This is a genomic window from Paracoccus sp. MBLB3053 (assembly GCF_031822435.1).
GTDB lineage: Bacteria > Pseudomonadota > Alphaproteobacteria > Rhodobacterales > Rhodobacteraceae > Paracoccus > Paracoccus aurantius.
This window is the reverse complement of record NZ_JAVQLW010000002.1, coordinates 483232-507850: the sequence shown is the minus strand read 5'-3', so window position 1 is coordinate 507850 and position 24619 is coordinate 483232. Positions and strand designations below refer to the sequence as shown.

Below are 24619 nucleotides of genomic sequence, written 5' to 3'. Positions count from 1 at the left end.
GCCGCGCTTTTCCTGCCCCACCGCGACACAGGAGGGGCGAATGGATCAAAGACGGCTTGGCGCGCATAATGTTGGTGCCATCGGTTTTGGCACGATGAGCTTTGGCGGCATCTTCGGCGCAACGGACGAGGCGACCTCGCTCGATTGCCTCGACGCGGCGCTGGACGCGGGCATCACCCATTTCGACACGGCCGATATCTATGGCATGGGCGTATCGGAGGAGATCCTCGGCAAGTGGGGCCGCCGCGACGTGGTCCTTGCCACGAAATGCGGCATCGTCAGCGGTCCGCCGCGCGCGGTCCGCAATGACGAAGCCTATATCCGCCAATGCCTTGAAGAATCGCTTCGCAGGCTGAAGCGCGAGCATATCGAGCTTTTCTACATCCACCGCCGCCAGCCCGAGATCCCGATCGAGGATCTGGCCGGGACCATGTCGAAGCTGGTCAAGGAAGGAAAGATCGGGGGCTATGGCCTCTCCGAGATTGCTCCTGCGACGCTGCGCCGCGCTCATGCCGAGTATCCGGTCACTGCGGTGCAGAATGAATTCTCGCTTTGGACACGATTGCCTCAGCTTGGCCTCATACAAGCCTGCGGCGAGCTTCGCGTCGCCTTTGTCGCCTTTTCCCCCCTGGGCCGGGGGGTGTTCGGGCGCGAACCGCTGAAAAGCGATTTCCGCGCAGGCATCGACTTTCGCGACACCAATCCGCGTTTCACCGAGCCGAATTTCTCGGCCAATCTCGCGGCCATTGCGCCGTTTCGCGATCTCTGTGCCGCGCGCGGCTGGTCGGTCCCCGGGGCCGCGCTTGCCTGGGTGCTTGCGCAAGGTGACCACATCATCCCGATTCCGGCCACGCGGAGTGCGGGTCACCTTCGCGATTGGACCGCGCCGGGTCTGACCGACGGGGATTTAGAGGATGTCGGGAGGATCCTGCCCGCGGGATTTGCCCATGGCGACCGCTATGGCGACCATCAGATGGCTTTCGTGGAGCGGTATTGTTGATCTCGTCCTCGGCGTGCTCCTGCAGGGAAATCCGAGCGCGCCTCGCGCAGAATTCCGCGAAGTGAAATATGGGGTCTTACCTGGCACCGTGCTCCCATACTGACAAGTTTGGCCGAATGGTGCGGGTGTCGCGGCTGATGGCATTCCCGGGGCTAACGATTGCTCGGGCTTCGGTCGCCCTTGTCGCAGGCATCGCTGCCATCAAGGGGTCGGCCTTGCTTCGTGGCGTGGGGCGGGCGCTACTAAAAACCTTGCACCGTGGGCCGATTTGACCCGGACCACGATTTCTTTCATTTCTGGTGGGGCCGCGCCATATGCGGCACGTCCCAATCCGCGATCAGCTGACCGGTCGCGGCCTCGAGCGCCTCCTTGTCGGTGACGCTGGCGACATAGACGCGGATGCGATCGGAAAGGCCGGGGAATTTCTCGGCGATCTGCTCGGCGCTGAAAGGGCGACGGCTGAAGATTGCGACACGGGCGCCGCCCTCGGCCAAGGTCTTGCAGAATTGCGTACCGAGTTGGCCCAGACCGCCGGTCACGACGGCAATGCGGTCCTCGATCGAAAAAGCCTTGGTCATCAGTTTGATCCTTTTTGAATGGTCGGAGTACCGGCGGACATGGCCGGCTTGCGCCGGAGCGCACGGACAAGGGTGAATGCGATGATGAAACAGACCAGCGCGCCCAGACCCGCAGCGACCGGGCGCTGGAAGAAGCCCAGCAGGTTGCCGTGCGAGATCTGCATCGACATGATGAAGTTGCGTTCGAGCACGGGCCCCAGCACGAGCCCCAGGATGACGGGGGCGATGGGAAACTGGTTGCGCTCCATGACATAGAGGTTGCTGCGCTCGCCCGAGATCAGCGCAAGCGTCTTGGCTTCGCCGGCTTCGACCAGCGCGCGTGCCTCGACAGGAGAGGTGGAAACCACCTGGATTGCGCCCGCGGCAAGCTGCTGCAGCGCCGGGGCCGAGCCGTCCGAGGCGACCCAATTGGCCTTGATCGGGTCGACGCCAACCTTGCCCAGCATGCCGACCCAGGCGAGGTGCGACAGGCCGCCACGATTCGCCCCGGATGCCGCGAGGCTTCCCGGATCGGCCTTGACTGCCTCGACGAGGCTGATGAGGTCAGCATAGGGCGCATCGGCCCGAACGTTGACAGCGATCGGATCCGCATTGAACCGGCCAAGCCGGATCAGACCGGCAGCGGCGCCGCGGGGCTGACCAGTCCGGCGCCGCGAAGCTCTTGCCAGAACGCGGCGGGCACCTTCTCGTCAAAGGCCGCCTGATCCTCGGCGATCCGCGAAGGCTTGCTCGCGCCCGGGATCACGGCCGCGACTGCGGAATGGGCCAGAGAGAACTGCAGGCCCGCAGCCTTCATGCTGACGCCATGCCGGTCCGCGATGGCCTTGATCCGCGCGACGCGGTCCAGAAGCTCGGGGCTGGCAGGCGCATATTCGAAGTTCGGCCCGCCGACCAGCGCGCCCGAGGAATAGGGCCCGCCGACCACGATCCCCAGCCCCTGCCCCGCGACTTCGGGCATCACCCGTTGCAGCGCGCGGTCGTGATCGAGCAGCGTGTAGCGACCGGCCAGCAGGAAGGCGTCCGGGCGCGGCTCATCCAGTGCAAGCAGGATTTCGATCGGTTCGACCCGATTGACGCCGAGCCCCCAACCGTCGATCACGCCCTCGTCCCGGAGCCGGTCCAGCGCCCGGAAGGCACCGGTCCGCGCAGTCTCGAAGACCGAAAGCCACTCGTCGCCATAGAAATCCTGCGCCACGTCGTGGACAAAGGCCAGCTCGATCCGGTCTGTGCCCAGCCGCTCAAGGCTGCCTTCGATCGCGCGAAGCGTACCGTCATGGCTGTAATCGTTCACCACGCGGTTCGGGCGGCCCCAGCGAAAGACTTCGCCCTTTTCGCCATTGTCGCGCGGCGAGGCGTCGATCTCGTCCAGCACGACGCGACCGACCTTTGTCGAAAGCGCGAATTCTTCGCGACGGTGGTCCTTGAGGGCTTCGCCAAGACGCAACTCGGCCAAGCCCGCACCATAGAAAGGCGCGGTGTCAAAGTAGCGGATGCCGCTGGCCCAGGCGGCATCGACGGTCTGGCGCGCCTCGTCTTCGGGGATGTCGCGGAACATGTTGCCTAACGGGGCCGAGCCAAAGCCGATACGTCCGGGCAGAAGGTCGGAAAGGGGCATGTGATCAGTCCTTCTGGAAGGGTACCACCGACAGCCGGCAGCCTCGTTCGAAACATGCGCTCACGCGGATCATGGCGCTAGCCAACTGCCGTTGGCAACAGCCATGAGCGGGAATTCACAGCCGCGGCCCGCAGGCCAGTCGAACTGAGCGACGCAGACCGGGATGAAAGCCGCTGTCGCCACCGATACGTCGCGTCAGATGACCGCCCTTTGCATTTCCGTGTTGGGGTGTCCCGCATCAGTAAAGCCCGCCATCAGGTCTGGTCCTGCCCATGCCATGATCGGTATCTGGCCTTGCCGGGTCCTGATGATTTCATCGCAGGAACGCATCCGGGATGCCGCACTTCTGCGGGTTCTGAAGTAGCCAAGGCATGCCAGCTTCGGACCCGACGGTCCTTTTCCCCGGATTGCCTTCAGCGATACCGCAGCCAGCGCATACCCGGCCCCTGTTCTGTCGGCAGGACACGATGACCAAGACGTATTCGTCTATTTTCCCTAGCTAGCAAAAGCGAGCCTCGCACTTGCGTGTCGAGGGGATTCGCCCCCTACTTACGATCGGCGCAAGTTCTGTGGTCCGGGTAAAAACGATGAAACGGAAAAGCCTTGGAAATTCCAGCCGCGGTGCCGTAGCGTCTGGCGCGGCGGCGGCAGGGGCCGTGTCTTTCGGGACGCTGATGCTTGGCGCGGCCGCGCTGGGTGCCGTCGCCGTCGGCGCGCTCGCTCTCGGGCGGCTTTCCGTGCGCCATGCAAAGCTGCGACGCGTCGAGATTGGCGACCTCGCGATCGGCCGCCTAATCATCGGCGGTGATGCGCGCACCGCTATCCTGCGCGTCCGGGCTCAGCCGGGAAAGGGCGATGCGTTTCAACGCCTGATCGCCACGCAGGTCAGCACGATTGCGCGGCACGCGACTTTTTTGGCGCATCGCTCCGAGATCGATCCGGACGTCTTCTTGCTCCAGACCTCCTGGAGCGGGCCAGGCCGGGACGCTCCAAAAGGACGCCCCCTGGTTTTCGAGAGACTGTTTCGCGACGCCGCAGAGAAAAGGCTGATCGCGGCGTCGTCCGAAGAACCAGAGGCCTTCCACGTCTTCCGGTCGATCTGACCTGCCCCGGCGGGCATTTGGATATTCCGAGGCGCTTGCAGGGCACGCATGGTCCGGGGCCATGCTCGTGTCGAACGCCTTGTTTTTCGAAAGGGCCGAGCGCGTCCGGCCGATGGAATTCGTGAAATTGCGTGTTCGAAGCGCCAGATCGACCCTGGATCACAACGTAGCTGGCTTGACCCTCTCGGCGTAAAGTGAAAAGTCGACTGAAATAGTCAATCTGGCGCGTCTCCCAATGATCAAACTTCCGACGGTCGGCATTCCCGCATTTCCCCTTGGTCTGGCCTGTGCTCTGGCCCTGCCTTCTGTCGCGCAACCGCAGGCCGCTCCGGCTCGGTTCCCGATCACGGTGCAACATGCTTTTGGCAGCACGACGATCGAGAAGAAACCCGTCCGCGTTGCTACGGTCGCCTGGGCCAATCACGAAGTCCCGCTGGCACTAGGCGTCGTTCCCGTCGGCATGGCCGCCGCGAATTTCGGCGATGACGATGGTGACGGCGTCCTGCCCTGGGTCGAGGAGAGGTTGAAGGAGCTCGGCGCCGAGACGCCGACGCTTTTTGATGAAGGTGACGGTATCGATTTCGAAGCGGTGGCTGCCTCGCAGCCCGATGTGATACTTGCTGCCCATTCCGGGCTCAGCAAGTCGGATTACGAGACACTGAGCATGATCGCCCCGGTCGTTGCCTATCCCGATGCGCCGTGGACGACCGAATGGCGCGAGATGATCCGCCTGAACAGCGCGGGTCTGGGGCTGAAGGCCGAGGGCGATGCCCTGGTTGACAGGATCGAGGAAGAGATTGCCGAAAGCGTTGGGAAGCATCCCGAATTGAAGGGCAAGTCTGCCATGTTCATCACCCATCTCGATCCGATGGACCTGAGCCTCATTCGATTCTACACCGGCAACGATACGCGGGTGAAATTCTTCGAGGATTTGGGCCTGACCTCGCCCAAAAGCGTAATCGACGCGACAAGGCCGGGCCAATATGCGGGTGAGATCAGCGCCGAACAGATCGACCGGTTCAATGATGTCGACATCTTCGTGAGCTATGGCGGCGCGGAACTGTTGACGCCCCTGAAAAATGACCCGCTCGCCTCGCGCATGACGGCCATTGCCAAGGATGCGGTGGTGATGCTTGGGAATACACCCGCAGGCACTGCGGCCCATCCGACGCCGCTGGCGATCTCGTGGGTGCTGGATGACTATGTCGAGATGCTCGCCGAGGCGGCGCGCAAGTCGGAATGAACATGAGAGATGCGGTCGAAGTCGCGCGGCCCCGCCCCGGCCGCGCGCGGCTGTTCCGGGCGGGCGGGTTGGCCGCGCTGGCCCTTGTTCTGCTAGGCCTGTGCTTGCTGTCGGTCGCCGTGGGAACGCGTGAGGTTGACTGGCAAGATATCTGGGCTGCCCTTTCGGGGCAGGTCGAGACCATCGCGCAGGCAGCGGTTTCGGTGCGTATGCCGCGCACGATCCTTGCCGCGCTAGCCGGGGCGGCGCTGGGACTTTCAGGCGCGATCATGCAGGGCGTCACCCGCAATCCGCTGGCCGATCCAGGCATCCTTGGCGTCAACACGGGCGCGGCGCTTGCCGTGGTGATCGGGCTCGCATGGTTCGGCATGAGCATGGCCCAAGCCTTCGTCTGGGTGGCCATCCTCGGGGCCGGCCTGACGGCGGTCTTTGTCTATGCAATCGGCTCGATGGGGCGTGGAGGCGCGACGCCGCTAAAGCTCGCATTGGCCGGCGCGGCCACGTCGGTCGCGTTTTCCTGTTTCACCATCGCAGTGATATTACCGCGCAACGACATCGCGGGCGGTTTCCGATCGTGGCAGATCGGCGGAGTCGGAGGTGCGACCTTCGATGTGATCCGGATGGTGCTGCCCTTCATGCTTGCGGGGTTCCTCATCTGCCTGGTTTCGGCGCGCAAGCTGAACTCACTGGCGCTTGGCGATGATCTTGCCGCCGGACTGGGCGAGAATGTCGCCGTCGCGCGGGGCATAGCCGCGCTTGGCGCGATCCTGCTTTGCGGGGCGGCAACGGCAGCTTGCGGCCCGATCGGCTTTGTCGGGCTGATGGTGCCGCATTTGTGCCGGCTGCTGGTCGGCGTAGATCATCGCTGGCTTCTGCCCTATGCGGCGCTAAGCGGAGCAGGGCTTCTGATCCTTGCCGATGTGCTGGGCCGGATCATCGCGCGCCCCAGTGAACTTGCCGTCGGCATCGTTACTGCCTTTGTCGGTGCGCCATTCTTCATCTGGATCGTCCGCCGCCAGCGGGTACGTGAGCTATGAGCGTCTCGATTTTTCCCGTGAGCCAGGCCGTGGCCGCAGAACGTCTGGGGCGGCAACGGCGTTCGCGTCGCGTCTCTTTGGGGCTTGCGATCCTGCTGTTCGCCGGTTTTGCGCTGACCCTGATGCTGGGCCAGAGCTTCACCCCTCCGGGTGAGGTCGTCCGTGTGCTGCTGGGTCAGGATGTGCCGGGCGCAAGCTTCACCGTCGGCCAGTTGCGCCTGCCGCGCGCGATGATGGCTGTGCTGGTCGGACTGTGCTTCGGTATGGGCGGCGTCGCCTTCCAGATCATGCTGCGCAACCCGCTGGCCAGCCCCGACATCATCGGCGTGAGTTCCGGGGCAAGTGCGGCGGCGGTCTTTGCCATCGTGGTGCTGCAACTTGATGGCGCGGCGGTTGCAGGCATCTCGGTCCTGTCGGGCCTTGGCGTTGCGCTTCTGGTCTTTGGCCTTTCTTTTCGCAATGGCGTGGCCGGGACGCGGCTGATCCTTGTCGGCATCGGCGTTGCCGCGATGATCGACAGCTTCATTTCCTATACCCTGTCGCGTGCGCCTGCATGGGACCTGCAAGAGGCGATGCGCTGGATCACCGGCAGCTTGAACGGCGCGAAACTGGATCAGGCCCTGCCGGTCCTGGCGGCGCTGATCGTCTTTGGCGGCCTGCTGCTCGTGCGAGCACGCGACCTCGAGGCGTTGCGGATGGGCGACGACACCGCCGCCGCGCTTGGTGTGCGGGTCGGCCTGACGCGAATTACGGTCATGCTGGCGGCAGTCGGCATGATCGCGGTCGCGACGGCAGCCACCGGGCCGATCCTGTTCGTGGCTTTCCTGTCGGGACCGATCGCGGCGCGCATCCTCGGGCCTAATGGATCGCTGCTGATCCCTGCGGCTCTGGTCGGGGCGGCTCTGGTGCTGGGAGGCGACTATATCGGGCAATTCCTGCTGCCGCATCGCTATCCCGTCGGCGTGGTCACGGGGGCGCTTGGTGCGCCCTACCTGCTTTATCTCATCGTTCGCGCGAACCGCGCCGGAGGCTCGCCATGAACCCCACGCACAGCCTCGTCGTCGCGGACATGTCCGCCGGATACGGCGAAAGCACTATCCTGACTGGGCTTAATCTTACCATCCCGCCCGGCAAGATCACCGCCATCGTTGGCGCGAATGGCTGCGGTAAATCCACCCTCCTGCGGACCATGTCGCGGCTGATTTCGCCCAGCAGAGGAAGCGTGCTTCTGGACGGAAAGTCGGTCCATCGCAGCCCGACCCGCGAACTGGCCCGCAAGCTGGGCCTTTTGCCGCAATCGCCCATCGCGCCTGAAGGCATCACCGTTTCGGATCTGGTCAGCCGGGGCCGCCATCCGCATCACGGGCTGATGTCACGTTGGAACAAGCATGATGACGAGGCCGTGGCCAAGGCGCTCGCGGTAACCAAGACCGCGGATCTGGCCGAGCGTGCGGTGGACGAACTGTCCGGCGGGCAACGACAGCGCGTCTGGATCGCCATGGCCCTGGCCCAGGAAACCGAGCTTCTGCTGCTTGATGAGCCGACGACCTTCCTTGATGTCTGCCATCAGGTCGAGGTGCTGGATCTACTGACAGACCTTAACCATGCGCGGGGCATCACAATCGTGATGGTGCTGCATGACCTGAACCTCGCGGCGCGTTATGCCGACTGCCTTGTTGCGATGGCCGGGGGCCGCCTGCACGCCCATGGTCATCCCGATGCGGTGCTGACCGAGGAAAATATCCATGCCGTCTTTGGTTTGCGTAGCCGGGTCATCCCCGATCCGGTTTCGGGCAAGCCATTGGTGCTGCCCCTCGGCCGTCATCGTCTCACTGCACCCTGATCTAGGCATGCCACAATTTCAAGCGTCTGCAGTTGCCATATCGCAACAGCGCCCTGAAATTGACTGAAATTGTCAGGCTAATTGTCTGCGCCTACTTGCTGGCACCCCGCTGCGAGCGATAGCGCATGTCCCAAACTCTAGTTAAACACTAAGGAAAGGGGCAAGGATGACATATTGCCATCTTGCGAGTCTCGGACGCATTTCGCGCGGCTGCATGACCACCGCGCTTCTGGGCTGCACGGCACTGGTCGCCGTCTCGGCTGGAGCGCGCGCACAGGACGCTGCCGCCGCCAGCGAAGAAACGCCCTATCGTCTGAACCCCGTCACGATTCAGGCCATCGGCACGTTCGATGACGATGCGAACTCCATCGTCGCGCATGAGATTTCAGTGGGAGGTAAGGTCGCGACGAGCATCCTGGATACGCCAGCGTCGATCTCGGTGATCACAAAGAAAGAGATTGAGATCCGCAACGCCAAGTCGGTCGAAGAGATCCTGCAATATACGCCGGGCATCGCGACCGATTTCTACGGTGATACCGATGGGCGGAATGACTATTATTCGATCCGTGGATTCAACGCCTCGACCTATCGCGACGGTCTGACATTGGGCACCATGCGCGGCGTGCGCGAAGAGCCCTTCGCCTATGAACGCGTCGAGGTCTTGCGCGGCGCTAACTCGACCCTGTTCGGCCAAAGCGAACCGGGTGGCTCGATCAACTTCGTGACCAAGACCCCGAAGTTCGAGCGGATCGGCGAAACATATCTGACCTATGGTTCGTTCAACCACGCCGAACTTGGCTTCGACTTTGGCGACGTCATCGACGCCAATCAGGACTTCGCGTTCCGCATCACCGGCAAGGTGCAGGACAGCGAGTTGGAATATGACCACTCGAAGGATGACGAAGCCTTCCTGATGGGCGGCCTGACCTGGCAGCCCACGGATGCGACCAAGCTGAGCGTGGTGGTCGACTACCTGAAACGTGACGGCACGCCGAACAGCGGTGGCTACCCCATCTTCCGCGAATATGACCGCAGCGATTTCTTCGGCCTCAAGGACTACAACTATCACGACGTTGAACGCACCAGCATCACGGGGCTGCTTTCGCATGATTTCGGCGGCGGGCTAAGCCTGCAGGCAAATCTGCGTTACAGCGACCTGACCGACAATTACGGCTATGCCTATGTCGACGACCGGTGGGGCCGCAGCGGAGGTCTGGTGGGCCGGGGTGCCTTGGCCAGCCACAGTTCCTCGGAAGAACTCATCGGCAACGCCATCCTCAAATATGACACGACCTTCGACCGCGTCGACAGCAGCACGCTGGCGGGCCTTGAATTCCGCGATGCGACGGTCAGCGAGAGCGCCTATTACGGTCTTGTCGCGGGCGCCGATCCCTCCAGTCCCGACATCAGCGGTCAGCCGAGCGGCACGACCCTGTATCAGACCCGGGACAAGGATTACTCGACGCAATCGCTCTTCCTGCAGCAAAACCTGTCCTTCGACGATCGCTGGATTGCCACTGTTGGTCTGCGTCACGATTGGATCGACGTTTCCATCGACCAATGGTCGTTGTTCAATTCGCCTCAGACCAGCTCCGAAGAAAACGACTTCTCGGAAACATCGCTCCGCGCTGCATTGACCTACAAGGTCAACGACGAGGTTTCGGCCTATTTCAGTTATGTCGAATCGGTTGCGCCCGTCTCCGAGTCGAGCCCGCAGGACATCTATGCCGAGCTTGCGCGTGGCGAGCAGTACGAGCTTGGCGTGAAATACCAGCCCACTGGAACGAACACCCTTATTTCGGCCTCGATCTACGAGCTGAAAAAGGACAACGAACCGCGCCTGTACTGGCCCGGCGGCGCTGGCACCCCGTTCACCTTCGATCTGATCGACTCGCGCGTTCGCGGCCTGGACCTCGAGGCGAAAGCCGAGATCACCGAAAACCTAAGCGTGATCGGCGCCTATTCGTACATGCAGACCGAGATCGTCCGGGGCCTTCGCTCGAACGGAACCGACCTGACCGGCAATGAACTGGCGACCGCGCCCAGCCACATGGCCTCGATCTGGGTCAATTACAGCCTGGCTGGCGCGGGTGCACGTGGCGACATGACCTTCGGCCTGGGCGCGCGCTATATCGGCTCGTACTACTTCAATGACTCGAATGATGCGGGCCTGCTCTCGGCGGGGTACGCAGGTGCCAAGAGCGAAGCGACCACCTTGCTCGACGCCGCTTTCACCTATGAGGTGCAAGACGGCACGGATCTGGCGATCAATGTCAGCAACCTGCTTGACGAACAGCATGTCGCTGGCGCCGGCACCAACTATTCCTACAACCCCGGTCGCGAGATTCAGGCGACCCTGCGTCACCGCTTTTGACGCATAAGTTCATGGGGGCGAGAATGAGTCGCCCCCAGATTTGCCCGACAAGAAACTCTGTCGCGCAACCAGCGTGAAGCCCAGCACTTCTCAGAATAACTCATCCGGTTGGCTCTGAGACCGGCTTGCCAAACGCGGTCTGGCCGATCGGCCCTGCGGCTCGGACCCGGAATCCGGCGACATGGCGATCGAAGTCGCGTGCCATCGGGTTCCACCTCAGCCGTTTCACGGAGTTCATCTTCGTCTCGGCGGGGCTTCGGCGTTGGTATCAGGGCATGGGCCCCCGGGTCCGCGACCGCATCATGGCACTCGCACGTAATAGCCCGCGTCCGCATTGATCCCGCCGATTTCCCCATCGGCCGGGAAGACGAAGGTGGTGGTCATCCGAGCGATCGCTCGCGAGATGTTGGGCTTTATCCGGGCGATAGGCAAGGCAGGAGGAAGACACTTGGTCTGGCTGAGAAGAGCAACCTTGCCCCGACCAGCTTGAAGCGCAGGTACCCCTCCCCTGCCCTGCACATCCACACCAAGCTTCGCCCGCCCTTCCCGGATTATTCATCATCACAGAAAGGCACGACAGCGATCATGAGTGCAGCCATCTCCAGAAATCGTCGCCTAAGCGCCGCCAAATTCCTTGGCCCCTGCACGACAACAACTGGACAGACCGCACTTCGAACAGGTCGAATCTCGCGCGCATGACGAGACGGTCACACTCGGTTCAAGAGGCGACTCCGGGGAAGACGGCCGTTCCCAGATGTGTCATGATGCATCCGGGCCAGATATGCTGCGGCGCCGAAAAGGCGTTGATGTTCATATCGCTGATGTGAACCGGCCCTCGGCCATTCGTTGCGCCGTCGGAATGCTCACTGCCCAGCAGAATTTCACGACGTGCCCTGATCACTACCCCGACTTGTATCCGTCAGTCTACGAAGCGAGAAAATGCAGATGGGCATACTTCCCGACGAGATCACGAACTCGACCTCCATCGAGCGGGCGGCAGAGCGACTTCGCGAACTGCTGCATTTCGAAGGCAGCCTGCCCTTGGCCGCCGTGAAGAAAGCCATTGAAAACGAACGATACGCGACGGCCCTCATGGCAATGCGAAAGAACCCCGAGCTTCTCGAACGGCTTCTTGCCTCGGCAGAACCCAGAAATGAGCCGTCTGTCGGTCCCGCGACCAATGCTGCCAAAAGCATTCTGAAATGGGGTATGAAAGGTCTGGAGGTGGCGAAGCCATGGATCATCAGCAAGAGATTGGCCGCCTGCAAGACCTGCCCTTTTGAAGAGCCGGCACCAGATGGGTTGTCATATCGCGGCGCAAAACTTGTGGTGGGCCAAGCTGCGCGCGTTTGCTCGGTCTGCGGCTGCCTGACAAATACCAAGGCCGCCATGGCGCATGAGAAATGCCCCGAAAAGGACCCTGCCAACCCCGATACGTCACGATGGGGCGAACCGTGGGTTGCCCCCGACAGCAAGCCCCGCTGGCCCTGGAGTTGACCAAGGCGGAGTTCAAACCGGGCGCAAGCCTGCTGAACATGACGAAGCGCCCCCGCGCTATGACGAGAATGAGATGCCACCCTGCAGGCTCGAAAGAAGGTCCTTCGGCGACTTGGTATTTGGGCAGCGAAAGCGATTCTGCGCAGGAGCCTGAACAAGGCAAACGCCCTTTTCCGCCCAGAGAAGCCTTGACCTATCCCCTGGCGCACACGGAGCAGCACGACCGCACTACTGGTCCACTTGGAACACAAAATGCTTTATCGTATGGGCCGGGCCCCTGGTTTCGGATGGCCCAGACAACATCGTCCGGCCGGCCCGTTTTTCCGATGTTCTGCCCTCAAGGACAGGATCATCTGCATGCCTCGACGTCCATAATGCTGTCGAACGTGATCGGGATTTCCCCTCCATCGTCGATGATAGCTTGGGCTAGCCTGAGGGCGGACAATCAAGCGAACGAGTTCCACGGCTGCACAGATCATCGCCATCCTGACCGAGCATGAGACTGGCGCGAAATTGTGGAACCTGTGCCGCAAGCACGGCGTGTTTGAAGGCACTTTCACCAACGGGAAGTCGAGGTTCGGCGGATGTACGGTGTAAAAGGTGAAGCGGTCGCGCATTTGAGAAACCTGCTCAGGGTCTGGGAACCGCAGGCATGCCGAATTGCCTGGTGGGATCGCAAGATGATCCGCTGCTGGGCCCGACCTGGCCCACAATCGCCGGCGGTTTGCTCTACCGCGAGGGGGCGTGAAAGTGCTGAGCCCGAATCCATGCCCGTCCCAGTCGCAGTATCTTGCAAACGTCCAGGCATCAGAGCTTTCGCCCTATAAGAACTTGCAGCATCTCGATGCCTTCCCCCCTCGCCTTCAGACGACGCAGTTCGTCGCCCGGCAGGACGACATAATTATTCTTTCAGTTGAAAAGGGTGTTGTCACCAAGTTGAAACGTCGTGTTTTCGGCCCTTTGGAAATGTCGCGTTGAGGCACGGGGGCGCGACAGGCGAGAAGCCGGCCCCGGCCCGCTCTGTGTCAAAAGGGCCCGAGGGACGGGGCCGGCGGGGTTGGAAAAAGGCCGGGGCCTTGCGAGGCCGATCGTCATTCCGCAGGGGTTTGGTGCGTTGCGGCCTGTGCCTCGGCTGCACGTTTATCTGCGCGTCGCTCGACCCAGCCGAATGTAGCGGAACGGACGTTCGACCTTGCCTTTGGTGCAGGCGCGATATGGACGGCAGGCACGCGGCACCGCGCCATAATGGTTCAGCAGGGCGACGAGCGCGGGATTATAGGTCACGATCCCCGCGTCATCTTCCCCGATGACCGCGGTCTTCATCCGGTCGTAGAGGATTTCTTGCGGCGCACCGCCCATCGCCTCGAAGGCAGCGATATGGCAGCGTAGCACGGACTGAAGGTTCTGGCTGGCAACGAAGTGACCCCAGAGCCAGCGGCTATGGCCCAGCACCATGGAAAACAGCCAGACCTTTCGGATGACACCGGGCTCGTCGTAAAATTCCACCGAGAACTCGGCAAAATCCATCTGGGCCTGTCGACCCGGCGGCGTCTCGAAGCGCCGGGCAAAGGGTTTTGTCTTGGGCGGGCGGATCTCGCGCAGAAAGGGCTTCAGCGTCGAGTAGCTTCCGGAGAAGCCAAGCTCGACCAGTTCGCGATGCAGACGGCGTCCCGAGAATTCGGGAAAGCTGGAAACCCGCTCCTGCGGGTAGGCCTCAAAGGGCTCAACCAGATTGGGGCGTGGTGCCCGCGGCTTGTAGATTGGGGGCTCGAGGCCACGAGCAAGATATTACCGGATGGTCTTGCGGTCACATCCAAGCTTTCGTGCGATGGCGGTGATGCTCAGACCTTGTCGATGCAGGTCATGGATCAAGACGATCTCCCTCAAACTCTTCACCCGAAACCTCCACCAGGTTGCGGAGAGCATCAGGCCAGTGATCCGCGGCTCTGCCACAGACCCGCCGCCAGCATCCATTGCCGCAGGCTCTCGGATGAGACCCGGATGTCATGGCGTTCGGCCAGCTTCTCGGCCGCCAGCGTCGGGCCGAAATCAGGATAATCGCTGCGGATCAGCGACAGGATGTAGTCGCGTTTCAGATTACTGATGCGGTTGTTCGAAGGCCGGCCACGCAGCTTGTGGCGCACGGCCATGGCGCCTTCAGCCCGAACCTTGCGCAGCAGGCGCTGGACCTGGCGTTGGCTCAACTCCAGAAGCCGCGCCGCCGTCGCTCTGCGCAGGCTGCCGTCAAGAACCTGCGCCAGCACCTCGATCCGCTGCAGCCCGCGTTCGCTCATCAGAACAAGTCCCAAGTCAAGGCCCTCATGCCACGTGGTCAACACCAGCGTCAGCACTCAGGGCGGAGGCGACAAATCAACTTTGCCAACTCGCGACAATCCTACCTGGGCTTTGCAAAGGCCGACGGGCCGAGTCCCGACTTGCGGCAAAGCTCCGCAACCGGGGCTCTTTGCCGCCCAGCTTCAGAATGGACGTCTCCGGCGCCTTCGTGAACTTATGCTTTTACGCTCATCTCCAGCCGGGCATCTTTAAGGACCAGTATTCGTGGTCCGACCCCGCTCGAAATATGGATGAGGGTCATCCGCTCGGCTAATGCGGCCATCGACAAGGAACACGGGGCGAAAACTAAGTCCAGTTGGCATTATATCCGCATAAATTATTTAAACTGCGGATTACTTGGCGTTGAGTTTGAGTGCCTTTGTTGCCCTGAGATACACCGGGCAAAATCCGAATTCGTTGCATTGTGAGCCTGCAAAGGAGACGAATGCCTGGATGGTTTCCGGCATTCCCATGCCACTGGCACCTACCATGGGACGTACATTGCGTCACACGCCAGATGCGCATGAATCTAGGGCGATGGCGGCGGATCAATGCGCTTAAAGACAAGGGCAACTGTGACAGCAACGTCCCTTCAATCCTTGGCCTGTATCAGGCAATGAAAAAGGGTAACCCGCGGGTTACCCTTCTCCAGACGAATTGAGGTAACCCGCGGGTTACTCGCCCCTGAGCACGTCCTGAAATGCCTCGATGGCCTGCTGCAGGCGGCGCCGGTCTACCGCAGAGAAATCCGTCTCCGAGAGAATGCGGCATTCGCCTTTTCGGGCGGTGACCTTCGCCGCTCCGACATGAAACTCGTATTTGACGCTTTTCGGCGCAGTTGCCTTGGCTGGCACGGCGCGCTCAGCAGGGGTCTCGAGAAACTTGCGCAGAACCGCCAGCTGCTCGTCAGCCGATCTGGCACCGGCCAGTTCCTTGCGCAGAGCCGGCGCGAGATCTGGCGCGGCCTGAAGCTTCCGGGCGACATCCGCACCCAGATTTCGGGACACTGTTTTCGGAAAGCGCAAATCGTCGCCGAGTTCGCTCAAAAGAAACACGAAGCTGCGTATGTAGGAACGTTTCATCTTGTGAAGCGACGCGTAGATACGCCCAACGAGTTCGTCCGCCCCCTGCCCCACGATTTCCGCGTCGCGAGCCGCGATGATTGCCACCTGCGCCATCTCCGCAAAGGTCAGATCCTCGCGGATCACATTCTCTTCGACCATATCGATGTAAAGCTCGATCCGGTCCGACTTGCCTTCCGCGACCCGTGCGAGCACTGTGCCAAATCGCTCATCTCCCGTTTCCTGCCACAGCTGCTTCAATGCCGTCAGACGGCGCCACCCTTTCTTGAGCTGGTACCCGCTATCTCCCTTGAAGACCTCGATTGGCTCTTTCTGGCCCCTTTCACGAATGGAAGCCTTGAGCTCCTCCATCTCGTCCGAACCTGCAATTTCTGCCAGATCCAGCCTGTCGCGGGGCAGATCGTCTAGCCGAATCTCGTCGACACGAAGGGCCTCAAGGATCCGCCCCTCATCATGAGCCGCGCGAAAGGCCTTGGCATCAGCTGCGTTCTGACGCCGCTGTTCGACCAGGCTCTCGGTGCTTTCGGACAAGCTGCCCGCCGCCTCGCGCACCGCAGCACCCATGGGACCGACTTCCCGCCGCCTCGGCGACAGCTGCGACGCATCAAGCGGACCGAACCCGAACTTGTTCCTGCCGCTCATGCCGCCGCTCCGTCGACATCTTCTCGCTGCTCCCAGGCACGCAACACAGTTTCCTTGAACTCACCATAGGCAGCGTCGAAACTTTGTCGCGCGCGTTTCCAGGTCTCTCGCGTCATCTGCCGGTAATCCTGCTCATAGACCGATTGCTGGAAACGGCCGGATTGTTCTACCGCACGCGTCATCTCGATCGCGTTCCGACACACATCTGCACCAAAGACGTTTCGAAACGCATCGAGCATAGCTAAATGCAGCGGGTTCGACGCTTCGAAACGAGTCATCAGAAGGCGAATGTCATCAAAGCGCTTTGGCAGCCGAATGCCCGCATCCTCGGCGATCGAAGCGAAGCCGCTCGAGATGTCCTCCATCGCATCACCAAGCTGACCGAGATAGCTCGTCGTCGAGTCGTATTCCCAATAGCCGGGTCCCGACGGAATATAGAGAATATCGGCAGCGAAGGCCGCGTTCAGCGACTGGTATCCGATCGCAGGCGGACAGTCGAAGATGATGATGTCATATTGATCGTCTGGAAGTTCATCCAGGTAGCGCGAAATGCAGCCAAAAAAACTCCATGCCTTGTGCAACGCTCGATACTGCGCGCTGGCGAATTCGACGAATGCCGCGTTTGCACAGCTGGGGATAATATCAATCGTTGACCACGCCGTCTTCTGGATAAAGTCCTGAACACGCTGCGCACCGATCGACTGGACGTCTTCCGGCAATTCATCAGAGGAAGGGTAGGGGCAATCCGCCGGGTCGTCATAAGCCGCGACGATACGGTCCGCCTCACGACAAAGGTCGCGGCACATGATCCCCCAGACGGTGTTCCATTCCTTGACCTCTACAAGACCCATCGAATGGGTCAGCGTCGCCTGGGGGTCAAAGTCGATCACCAGCACACGGTAACCATCCAATGCGGCGGCATTGGCCAAGTGATGCGCAACGACCGTCTTCCCGACGCCGCCCTTGAAGTTGGACACCGCGACCCGAACCGCGCGACCCGACGGACGCTTGGGAAGCAATGTCCTTCCACGAAAGCGAAGTCGCCGCCTCAATTCGTTGATCTCGGCCAGTCCAAACCAGCGCTGACGACCATCTTCCTCGACCGTGCCTTGGGGCAACGAGGGATCATCGGCCAGTTTCTTACGCAAAGTATCGGCCGGGACGTCGAACATGAACTGACTGATCTCCCAGATCGAGAAGGGCCGAAGCGTCTTCTTCTCAGAGGGTGAAAAGGTTGCCTTCCTGACAGCAGCCTGTTGCGCCAAACTGCGCTCGTTCATCGATTGTAGATCTGAATGGTCTCGCATCACACCGCTCTTGTTTTACCTCACTGGCATCTAAATAACGCGAATTTGGTGAAACGCAAAACGACGAGTTTGCCATTTCGGATTTTTCTCTCAGGTCAGGCAAAAACGGGAATTTCCGGACTCGCCCAGCAAGATATGGTGACAAAATCCCGGTCACTTTCGCCGATAAGGTGACAAAGCGGCCTGTTCTTGGTGACAGCAGGCTGTCACCCTTCACCAATATAACCTCATTTTCCTGAATTTTGAATCTGCGCCGCCTCATCCCGTCTTTCGGTTTTCGTTGACAGATCACGGGATGTTGCATCACTCTCCTTCTACATGAGAATCGGGACGAAGAACCCGATCCGAGCAGTAGGGACGCGAAATGGATCCGAAGCGATTGACCGGGCCACAGGCTGGTTCGCACAAATATGATCTGCTTACGGCAATTGCCTTGGCAGGGCTGAACGGCACGCCCGGGTTTCAAACATCCATGCTACGCCTCGTGACTCTGGTCACAGCGCGCTACAATTGGAAACTCGACGAGGTCAGCGTCGGGCAGCGGGATCTCGCACGCATGTGGTCGGTCGATGAGCGAACGGTCAAACGTGAGATCAAGCGTCTCATCGAGAAGCAAATATTGCTTCAGTTGCGGCAAGGTGTGCGGGGAAGGGTAGGGGCCTATCGCCTGAACCTCATCGAAATCCAGCGACTGAGCGCGCCGCACTGGCAAAATGTGGGGCCTGATTTTTCGGCCAGAATGGGCACCGAGAAAACCCTTCGAGAAATGCCTGAAGAGAAAGTTGTTCGGGTCGACTTTCGAGTGCGCAGCTCTGAAAACTCACCTGCTTGGGAGCGAACGCTGTCATCTCTCGCGCAGAGCGATCCTGGGCTTCACGGCGCATGGTTCGACAAACTGATGTTCAAGAGCTTTGATGATGGGCTTCTGCTGCTGAATGCTCCTTCGGCCTTCGTCGCACAATATATCCTTACCCATCATCTTAAACGGATCGAAGATCTCGCCCGAGAGGAATTCCCCGGCCTGCGTCGCATATCGATTGCCTATTGAAGTCGGACCAACCCTGACGGGATCGATCCTATCGAGATGGTCGTTACGAACGACCCCCGACCAGTGATCACGACAAGATCTCGCGACCAGTTGCAAACCACGAAAATTTGAAGCATGGATATAGCCCATAAAACTTGTCAGGTACTCACTGCCCTGCTTGCTGCGCAACTTGGGTAGGATGCTCTATTGGAAGAAGGGCGCATAACAATGCTGCTGTCTCATCGCGTTTTCCTGCTGGCCGGAACCAGCTTTCTTGCCCTTGCGCTGCCTGTCCATGCCCAGACGGAAGGAGCGGCCAGCCCTGTTGTCCTTGATGAGGTGGTGTTGGATGCCACGGCACCGACGCAAGGCTATGTCGTGCCCACGACACAGATCGCCACCAAGACCGAGGCGACTGTCCTGGAAACCCAGCAATCCGTGTCGGTGATTACGAACCAGCAGATCGAGGATCAGGGCGCTCAGAACATGTCACAGGCGCTCCGCTATACAGCGGGCGTGACTGCCGAGCCCTTTGGTGCCGACCCGCGCTTCGACCAGCCCAATCTGCGGGGTTTTGATGCGGGCAATTCGCAGTATCTGAACGGACTCCACCTGATCAGGGATTTCGGAGCGATGTCGCTCGAGCTTTACGGCCTCGAACGGATCGAAGTCCTGCGTGGCCCGTCTTCGTCGCTTTATGGTTCGGGCTCGCCTGGCGGCCTGATCAACATGGTTCAGAAGCACGCCCAGTTCGACAATTTTTCCGAGGCCGGGCTCAGCTTCGGAACGCGTGACAACGGCAGTCTCTTCTTTGACATGAACCGATCGGCATCGGATGCCTTTGCCTGGCGGTTGACCGGCCTCGTAAGCAAGGATCATGAGCAGGTCGAAGAGCTCGAGAACGAGCGTGGCTATCTTGCGGCCGCAGGAAGCTGGCAATTCGACGATGCCTCTACGCTCGATGTCATGCTGTCCTATCAGAAGGATGCACCGATCTCCCCGCCAGGCGTGCCCTATGGTCTGACCGAAATCGCGGATGCAGACGACGTGCGCGATCTGTATGCTGGCTATCCCGATGCGGACGAAAGCGATCGCCGAATGCTCAATCTCGGCGTCGAATACAAACGCGAACTGGATAACGGCTGGCGGCTCGAGCAGGGCTTTCGCTACCAGAAATTCGACTGGGACTATGTCGGCTTCTATGCCAGCGGGCTGACCGGAGATCTGATCAGCGTCGGATCGACCTATCAGGACGAAGAAAGCGATACCGTCCAGGTCGATACCCGCCTGGTAGGTGAGGCCGTGACCGGCGCATTTAGCCATAAGCTGCTCTTTGGCCTTGATATCAGTCGGTGGAGCGGTCGCAATGCGACCGATTTCGGCACGGCTCCGTCGCTGAACTGGCGCGATCCTGATTACAACGTGTCGGTTCCGAAATCGCCCTGGTACAGCAGCATCCAGGATTTGACGCTCGAGCAGATTGGCGTTTACGCGCAGGACGAAATCGCGCTTGGCAATTGGCGTGGAACATTTGCGCTTCGCCATGACTGGGCCGAGCAAAGCGGCTCGTCCTGGAACAATTTCGCGGGCACGACCGATCCGTTGCAGGAAGATGAGGCAACCACTGGCCGGGCAGGGCTCTCTTATGTCTTCGAGAACGGCGTCGCGCCTTATGTCAGCTATGCCACCTCGTTCGAGCCGGAGATTGGGACGGATCGCAATGGTGCGACGCTTGAGCCGACCAAAGGCAAGCAATGGGAGGTCGGCGTCAAGTATCAACCGACTGACTACAACGCCCTCATCACCGCCGCCGTCTACGACCTGAAGCAGACGAATGTCACGCGACTGGTTGACGGATTTGCGGAACAGGTCGGCGAGGTGCATTCGCGCGGCGTCGAGCTTGAGGCCACAGCCGAGATTTCGGAGGGCTGGGACGTCCGCGCGGCCTACACCTATAACGATGCGCACCAGAACGGTGGGGCACAGGATGGGCTGATGATGACAAACTCGCCCTACAATTCCGCCAGCATCTGGCTTGACCGAGACTTCGGAAACGGCATCCGCGCGGGCGGCGGTGTCCGCTACATCGGCGAACGCTATGGTGACACGACAAACGAATACAAGATCGACTCGGTGACCGTAGCCGACCTTGCCGCAAGCTATGCCCGCGACAACATCGTGGCATCGGTCAACGTCTTCAACGTCACCGACGAGGAATATATCGCGAGCTGCGGCAGCTTTGGTTGCTATTATGGCGAAGGCCGGGAATTGCAGGCGAAGCTGACTTACAAGTGGTAAAATCGATGGCCCATCTGGGCCGGCGAGCCTTCATGCGCTCCGCCGTCGCATTCGCGGCGGCGGGGCCTGTCTTTGCGCAGACGGGGCAGGGGACGCGCCTGGCGGCGATCGACTGGGCCATGTTCGAAACGGCGGTGGCTCTCGGTCATATGCCAGTCGCCGCCTGCGAACTCATCCGGTACCGCGCAGAAACTCCGTCGCCGGTCATTCCCGACGACGTGGTCGATCTTGGTCTGCGCGGCGCACCGAACTTCGAACTGCTCCAACTCATCCGTCCGGATTTCATCCTCACCTCGCCGTTCTATATTGCACATGAGGCCAAGCTGCGCACGATTGCACCCGTCGTGTCATTGCCGTTTTACATGCCGGGGGAGGCACCCCTCGCCAAGATGGAAACCGCGCTCGTTGAGCTCGGGCGCACGATCGGCGCAAGGGGTGCGGCCCGCGCGGCGATGGCGCTTGCGGACCAAACGTTCGCAAACCTGTCTACGCGGCTTCATTCATTCCGGGATCGACCCGTCTGCCTTGTCAACATTGGCGACGAAAGGCACCTGCGGGCATTCGGATTCGACAGCCTTCCCGGAGATGCCCTCGCGCGGCTGGGTCTGAATAACGCCTGGGCCGCGAAAACGCAGTTCAGTTTCCGTGCGCCGCTGCCGATCGAGAGGCTGGCCGATATGCCCGAAGCTCGTCTTGTCATCATTGGCGACGTTCCGATCGAGGCGCGCGCCGGTCTGTCGAACAGCATGCTTTGGCGTGCGCTTCCTCCGATTTCGGAAGGCAGGCTTTACCAATTGCCCGAGATCAATGTCTATGGCGGGCTGCCTTCGGCCCTTCGATTTGCAACGCTGCTTGTCGAAGCCTTCGAGGCGGGGCCGATAAGAACATGACAACACGTACCTGGCTTGCCTTGCTCGCCGCATTTCTTTTCGCTGCGGTTCTCTGGTTTCTGGCAGCGCTTAGGCTGCTTCCAACCGACTGGCCCGCGTTTCCCTTCGACGCCAGCACGATGAAGGTCGACCAGATCCTTTTTGCGTTCGGGGTGATGCCGCGCGGCGCAATCGCTTTGATGGCGGGCGCGATCCTTGGATTGGCGGGGGCACTCTTGCAGGCCGTGCTGCGCAATCCTGTCGCCGATCCGACGACATTGGGAATATCGGCTGGAGCCCAGCTTGCATTGGTGATGACGACGATCTACGCGCCGGCTCTTCTGGAGCAGGGCCGCTGGGTCGTTGCCCTTGCCGGAGCGGGCACGGCGGCCGCGCTGGTCATGTTGATTGGTGCGCGGCGCGCCTTCGCGCCCGTTACGATGGTGATCGCGGGGATGCTTGTCGGCATGACGGCCTCGGCGATCGCAACCGCAATCACGCTGTCCCGGGGCGAGTATCTCCTGTCGCTGGTGATCTGGAACGGCGGCTCTCTGGTGCAGCAGGATTGGGGCGGTGTGCGCTCGCTCGGTTTGGTGCTCATCTCGGGCGCAGCCGGGGCGGCGCTGCTCGCGCGTCCGCTCAGGGTGCTTTCCCTGGGTGCAGCCGGAGCCGGAGCCCTAGGACTGAACGTCGCCGCGATACGTTTCGCCGTGATCATCCTGGCCGTTTTCCTGGCGGGCGCAGTTTCAGCCGAACTGGGGTTGATCGGCTTTGTCGGACTGGCGGCCCCGGCGTTCGCGCGCAGCCTTGGGGCTAGAACAATGGGACAGGTGCTGGCGCTTGCTCCTTTCTTGGGGGCCATCCTGCTTTCTGCATGCGACGGCGTGGTGCTCGGGCTCTCCGACCTCACCGGAGAAATGTTCCCAACCGGGGCCCTGACCGGCCTCATCGGCGGACCATTGCTGATCTGGCTGCTGCCGCGCCTTCGTGGCTCGACCCCGCCCGGCACCGAAGCGGCCGAGGGGCCCGCGCCGCGGCTTGATCGACCGGGCAGGGTGCTGATTGCCCTTGTTGTCGCGACTGTCGTATTGGCAGTTCTTCTGGTCTGGATCGGACGGGTTCCGCAGGGATGGGCCGTTCTCGATTGGAACAGTTTTCGCGACTTCCTTCCGCTGCGCTTGCCCCGATTGATCGCGGCCGGTGCAGCCGGTTCGCTGCTGGCGATTGCGGGCGCGATCTTGCAACGTATGACCGCCAATCCCCTTGCTTCGCCGGAGGTGCTGGGCGTTTCTGGCGGCGCCTCGATCGGCTATGCCGCTGTGCTGTTTCTCATGGTTTCACCTGGGCCGACGGAACGAATGATCGGGACGATGCTGGGAGGCGCCGTCGCGCTGATCCTTGTTTCAAGATTTGCCAGCAGGCGCGACATGCCGGCCGAGCGGATCTTGCTGGCAGGGATCGCGGTGTCATCCATGGCCGCCGCATTGCTTTCGGCCCTTATGGCGACCGGAAGCGCGCAATCCTGGCAGGTCCTTGCCTGGCTTAGCGGCTCTTCGGGGAACGTCGGTCCGGCTCAGGCCGCTGTGCTGGCAGCGCTTGCCTTGATCGTCGTGATGCTGGCTTTGGGTGCTTGGCGCTGGCTGGAACTTCTTCCCTTGGGTTCCGAAGTCGCTTCCGGCCTGGGCGTGCCGCTGACAAGGGCGCGGCTCGGGCTTGTTGCCATTGCCGGAATTGCGACGGGGGCCGCAACGGTCCTTGTCGGACCGCTCAGTTTCGTGGGGCTAATGGCGCCTCACATGGCCCGCCGGTTGGGGTTCGCGCGCGCGCGAGATCATATCTGTGGCGCAGCCCTGATCGGCGCCATCCTGATGATCTCGGCGGATTTCGGAGCACGAATGGCGGGTTTCCCCTACGAACTTCCCTTGGGTCTCTTCGCGTCTCTTCTCGGGGCGCCCTGGCTCGTCTGGTTGATGATGAGGATGCGGCGATGACGGACGCCCTGTTTACCATTTCGGAACTCTCGGTCGATGTCCCTGGCCGCCGCTTGCTCGACAATCTCAGCCTTGATCTGCCGCAGGGGCAGGTCGTCGCGTTGATTGGGCATAACGGCTCGGGCAAATCCACGCTGCTCAAGGTATTGGCCCGTCAAGTGCCCATGTCCTCGGGACGGGTCAGTTTCTGCGGCAGGGACAGTTGGGACTGGCCTGCACGCGAACACGCTCGCGCCTTGGCTTTCATGCCTCAGACGACACCCTCGGCGGAAGGCATGACCGTGCGTGAACTCGTCGCATTGGGACGCTATCCTTGGCACGGGGCGCTGGGACGTTTCGGCGAAAGGGATCACGCCGCAGTTGGCGCGGCCCTTGCCGAATGCGCGGTCGAGCCCTTCGCGGATCGGCTTGTCGACACGCTTTCGGGCGGTGAGCGGCAGCGCGTCTGGCTTGCCATGATGGTCGCACAGCAAGCCCAGACCCTGCTTCTGGACGAGCCCATCTCGGCACTCGACATAGCCCATCAAGTCGAGGTTCTGTCACTTGTCCGAAGGATGTGCCATGCACAGAACCGCAGTGCGGTCGTTGTGCTTCACGAAGTGAACATGGCGGCGCGATTCTGCGACCATGTGATTGCGCTCAAAGGTGGGCGGCTTGCCATGCAGGGCAGCCCGGACGAGCTGATGCGCCCCGATGTGCTTGCCAAGATCTACGGCCTGCCGATGCAGGTCTTGCGACGCGAGGATGGAGGCCTTGTCGCCATCCCCGCTTGAGAAAGG

Annotated in this window: 18 protein-coding genes and 3 pseudogenes; 14 read left to right on the top strand and 7 right to left on the bottom strand. The window is 61.3% G+C overall.

Translation table 11 applies throughout. From position 1 onward, the window contains the following. Positions 1 to 40 precede the first annotated feature (40 nt). A complete protein-coding gene (locus RGQ15_RS16480; RefSeq protein ID WP_311161689.1) occupies positions 41 to 1000 on the top strand; it encodes an aldo/keto reductase in 960 nt (319 codons plus the stop codon). Positions 1001 to 1290: 290 nt separating this feature from the next. Here the strand turns inward: RGQ15_RS16480 and RGQ15_RS16475 are convergent, their stop codons facing one another. The 3 genes from RGQ15_RS16475 to RGQ15_RS16465 are packed head-to-tail and all read right to left on the bottom strand — an operon-like array spanning position 1291 to position 3193. Beyond that, on the bottom strand, positions 1291 to 1578 hold the full coding sequence (locus RGQ15_RS16475; RefSeq protein WP_311161688.1) for an SDR family NAD(P)-dependent oxidoreductase: 288 nt from the start codon (positions 1576 to 1578) through the stop codon (positions 1291 to 1293). After that, a complete protein-coding gene (locus RGQ15_RS16470; RefSeq protein ID WP_311161743.1) occupies positions 1578 to 2189 on the bottom strand; it encodes a tripartite tricarboxylate transporter substrate-binding protein in 612 nt (203 codons plus the stop codon). Before RGQ15_RS16470 ends, RGQ15_RS16475 begins: the two co-directional genes overlap by 1 nt. Continuing rightward, positions 2189 to 3193 (bottom strand): aldo/keto reductase, encoded by a 1005-nt coding sequence (locus tag RGQ15_RS16465; RefSeq protein ID WP_311161687.1) that lies wholly within the window; start codon positions 3191 to 3193, stop codon positions 2189 to 2191. Before RGQ15_RS16465 ends, RGQ15_RS16470 begins: the two co-directional genes overlap by 1 nt. A 674-nt stretch (positions 3194 to 3867) precedes the next feature. On the opposite strand from RGQ15_RS16465, the gene RGQ15_RS16460 reads away from it, so the two are divergent. The 8 genes and pseudogenes from RGQ15_RS16460 to RGQ15_RS16420 form a co-directional block, all read left to right on the top strand. Further along, positions 3868 to 4296, top strand: coding sequence for a hypothetical protein (locus RGQ15_RS16460; RefSeq protein WP_311161686.1), 429 nt, complete (start codon positions 3868 to 3870; stop codon positions 4294 to 4296). A gap of 235 nt (positions 4297 to 4531) precedes the next feature. After that, the gene (locus RGQ15_RS16455; protein WP_311161684.1) at positions 4532 to 5539 is read left to right on the top strand and encodes an ABC transporter substrate-binding protein; all 1008 of its coding nucleotides are present in this window, start codon (positions 4532 to 4534) and stop codon (positions 5537 to 5539) included. Next, a complete protein-coding gene (locus tag RGQ15_RS16450) occupies positions 5536 to 6576 on the top strand; it encodes a FecCD family ABC transporter permease (RefSeq protein ID WP_409201347.1) in 1041 nt (346 codons plus the stop codon). Before RGQ15_RS16455 ends, RGQ15_RS16450 begins: the two co-directional genes overlap by 4 nt. Continuing rightward, positions 6573 to 7616 carry a FecCD family ABC transporter permease gene (locus RGQ15_RS16445; RefSeq protein ID WP_311161681.1) on the top strand — a complete coding sequence of 348 codons (1044 nt, stop codon included), beginning with the start codon at positions 6573 to 6575 and terminating at the stop codon, positions 7614 to 7616. Before RGQ15_RS16450 ends, RGQ15_RS16445 begins: the two co-directional genes overlap by 4 nt. Next, positions 7613 to 8419 (top strand): ABC transporter ATP-binding protein, encoded by an 807-nt coding sequence (locus RGQ15_RS16440; RefSeq protein ID WP_311161680.1) that lies wholly within the window; start codon positions 7613 to 7615, stop codon positions 8417 to 8419. The genes RGQ15_RS16445 and RGQ15_RS16440 overlap by 4 nt, the downstream gene beginning before the upstream one ends. 166 nt (positions 8420 to 8585) lie before the next feature. After that, the gene (locus RGQ15_RS16435; protein WP_311161679.1) at positions 8586 to 10793 is read left to right on the top strand and encodes a TonB-dependent siderophore receptor; all 2208 of its coding nucleotides are present in this window, start codon (positions 8586 to 8588) and stop codon (positions 10791 to 10793) included. Between the two features lie 945 nt (positions 10794 to 11738). Continuing rightward, positions 11739 to 12290, top strand: coding sequence for a hypothetical protein (locus tag RGQ15_RS16425; RefSeq protein ID WP_311161678.1), 552 nt, complete (start codon positions 11739 to 11741; stop codon positions 12288 to 12290). A 444-nt stretch (positions 12291 to 12734) separates the two neighbouring features. After that, positions 12735 to 12884 (top strand): annotated as a pseudogene (locus tag RGQ15_RS16420) (IS3 family transposase); the annotation flags it as partial. 570 nt (positions 12885 to 13454) lie between these two features. On the opposite strand, the pseudogene istA reads toward RGQ15_RS16420, so the two are convergent. From istA to RGQ15_RS16400, 4 genes and pseudogenes are all read right to left on the bottom strand, one after another. Then, positions 13455 to 14186, bottom strand: a pseudogene (istA, locus tag RGQ15_RS16415) (IS21 family transposase); the annotation flags it as partial. Between the two features lie 47 nt (positions 14187 to 14233). Continuing rightward, positions 14234 to 14599 (bottom strand): annotated as a pseudogene (locus RGQ15_RS16410) (helix-turn-helix domain-containing protein); the annotation flags it as partial. A gap of 699 nt (positions 14600 to 15298) precedes the next feature. After that, positions 15299 to 16348 (bottom strand): ParB/RepB/Spo0J family partition protein, encoded by a 1050-nt coding sequence (locus RGQ15_RS16405; protein WP_311161677.1) that lies wholly within the window; start codon positions 16346 to 16348, stop codon positions 15299 to 15301. Next, positions 16345 to 17655 (bottom strand): AAA family ATPase, encoded by a 1311-nt coding sequence (locus RGQ15_RS16400; RefSeq protein WP_311161742.1) that lies wholly within the window; start codon positions 17653 to 17655, stop codon positions 16345 to 16347. The genes RGQ15_RS16405 and RGQ15_RS16400 overlap by 4 nt, the downstream gene beginning before the upstream one ends. A 364-nt stretch (positions 17656 to 18019) precedes the next feature. On the opposite strand from RGQ15_RS16400, the gene RGQ15_RS16395 reads away from it, so the two are divergent. The 5 genes from RGQ15_RS16395 (at position 18020) to RGQ15_RS16375 (ending at position 24613) form a co-directional block, all read left to right on the top strand. Then, positions 18020 to 18703, top strand: coding sequence for a DnaA N-terminal domain-containing protein (locus RGQ15_RS16395; RefSeq protein ID WP_311161676.1), 684 nt, complete (start codon positions 18020 to 18022; stop codon positions 18701 to 18703). A gap of 207 nt (positions 18704 to 18910) precedes the next feature. Beyond that, complete coding sequence (locus RGQ15_RS16390; protein WP_311161675.1) at positions 18911 to 20980, top strand: TonB-dependent siderophore receptor; 2070 nt, start codon at positions 18911 to 18913, stop codon at positions 20978 to 20980. 32 nt (positions 20981 to 21012) lie between these two features. Further along, the gene (locus tag RGQ15_RS16385) at positions 21013 to 21870 is read left to right on the top strand and encodes an ABC transporter substrate-binding protein (RefSeq protein WP_311161674.1); all 858 of its coding nucleotides are present in this window, start codon (positions 21013 to 21015) and stop codon (positions 21868 to 21870) included. Further along, the gene (gene fhuB / locus RGQ15_RS16380) at positions 21867 to 23840 is read left to right on the top strand and encodes a Fe(3+)-hydroxamate ABC transporter permease FhuB (RefSeq protein ID WP_311161673.1); all 1974 of its coding nucleotides are present in this window, start codon (positions 21867 to 21869) and stop codon (positions 23838 to 23840) included. The genes RGQ15_RS16385 and fhuB overlap by 4 nt, the downstream gene beginning before the upstream one ends. Then, positions 23837 to 24613, top strand: a complete 777-nt coding sequence (locus RGQ15_RS16375) for an ABC transporter ATP-binding protein (RefSeq protein WP_311161672.1) — start codon at positions 23837 to 23839, stop codon at positions 24611 to 24613. The genes fhuB and RGQ15_RS16375 overlap by 4 nt, the downstream gene beginning before the upstream one ends. Positions 24614 to 24619: the final 6 nt, after the last annotated feature.

What these genes read in the sequence shown, in the direction of transcription:
- RGQ15_RS16480 (WP_311161689.1), top strand. Translation starts at nt 41, where the DNA reads ATGGATCAAAGACGGCTTGGCGCGCATAATGTTGGTGCCATCGGTTTT.
- RGQ15_RS16475 (WP_311161688.1), bottom strand. Translation starts at nt 1,578, where the DNA reads ATGACCAAGGCTTTTTCGATCGAGGACCGCATTGCCGTCGTGACCGGC.
- RGQ15_RS16465 (WP_311161687.1), bottom strand. Translation starts at nt 3,193, where the DNA reads ATGCCCCTTTCCGACCTTCTGCCCGGACGTATCGGCTTTGGCTCGGCC.
- RGQ15_RS16460 (WP_311161686.1), top strand. Translation starts at nt 3,868, where the DNA reads ATGCTTGGCGCGGCCGCGCTGGGTGCCGTCGCCGTCGGCGCGCTCGCT.
- RGQ15_RS16455 (WP_311161684.1), top strand. Translation starts at nt 4,532, where the DNA reads ATGATCAAACTTCCGACGGTCGGCATTCCCGCATTTCCCCTTGGTCTG.
- RGQ15_RS16450 (WP_409201347.1), top strand. Translation starts at nt 5,536, where the DNA reads ATGAACATGAGAGATGCGGTCGAAGTCGCGCGGCCCCGCCCCGGCCGC.
- RGQ15_RS16445 (WP_311161681.1), top strand. Translation starts at nt 6,573, where the DNA reads ATGAGCGTCTCGATTTTTCCCGTGAGCCAGGCCGTGGCCGCAGAACGT.
- RGQ15_RS16440 (WP_311161680.1), top strand. Translation starts at nt 7,613, where the DNA reads ATGAACCCCACGCACAGCCTCGTCGTCGCGGACATGTCCGCCGGATAC.
- RGQ15_RS16435 (WP_311161679.1), top strand. Translation starts at nt 8,586, where the DNA reads ATGACATATTGCCATCTTGCGAGTCTCGGACGCATTTCGCGCGGCTGC.
- RGQ15_RS16425 (WP_311161678.1), top strand. Translation starts at nt 11,739, where the DNA reads ATGGGCATACTTCCCGACGAGATCACGAACTCGACCTCCATCGAGCGG.
- RGQ15_RS16405 (WP_311161677.1), bottom strand. Translation starts at nt 16,348, where the DNA reads ATGAGCGGCAGGAACAAGTTCGGGTTCGGTCCGCTTGATGCGTCGCAG.
- RGQ15_RS16400 (WP_311161742.1), bottom strand. Translation starts at nt 17,655, where the DNA reads ATGCGAGACCATTCAGATCTACAATCGATGAACGAGCGCAGTTTGGCG.
- RGQ15_RS16395 (WP_311161676.1), top strand. Translation starts at nt 18,020, where the DNA reads ATGGATCCGAAGCGATTGACCGGGCCACAGGCTGGTTCGCACAAATAT.
- RGQ15_RS16390 (WP_311161675.1), top strand. Translation starts at nt 18,911, where the DNA reads ATGCTGCTGTCTCATCGCGTTTTCCTGCTGGCCGGAACCAGCTTTCTT.
- RGQ15_RS16385 (WP_311161674.1), top strand. Translation starts at nt 21,013, where the DNA reads ATGCGCTCCGCCGTCGCATTCGCGGCGGCGGGGCCTGTCTTTGCGCAG.
- fhuB (WP_311161673.1), top strand. Translation starts at nt 21,867, where the DNA reads ATGACAACACGTACCTGGCTTGCCTTGCTCGCCGCATTTCTTTTCGCT.
- RGQ15_RS16375 (WP_311161672.1), top strand. Translation starts at nt 23,837, where the DNA reads ATGACGGACGCCCTGTTTACCATTTCGGAACTCTCGGTCGATGTCCCT.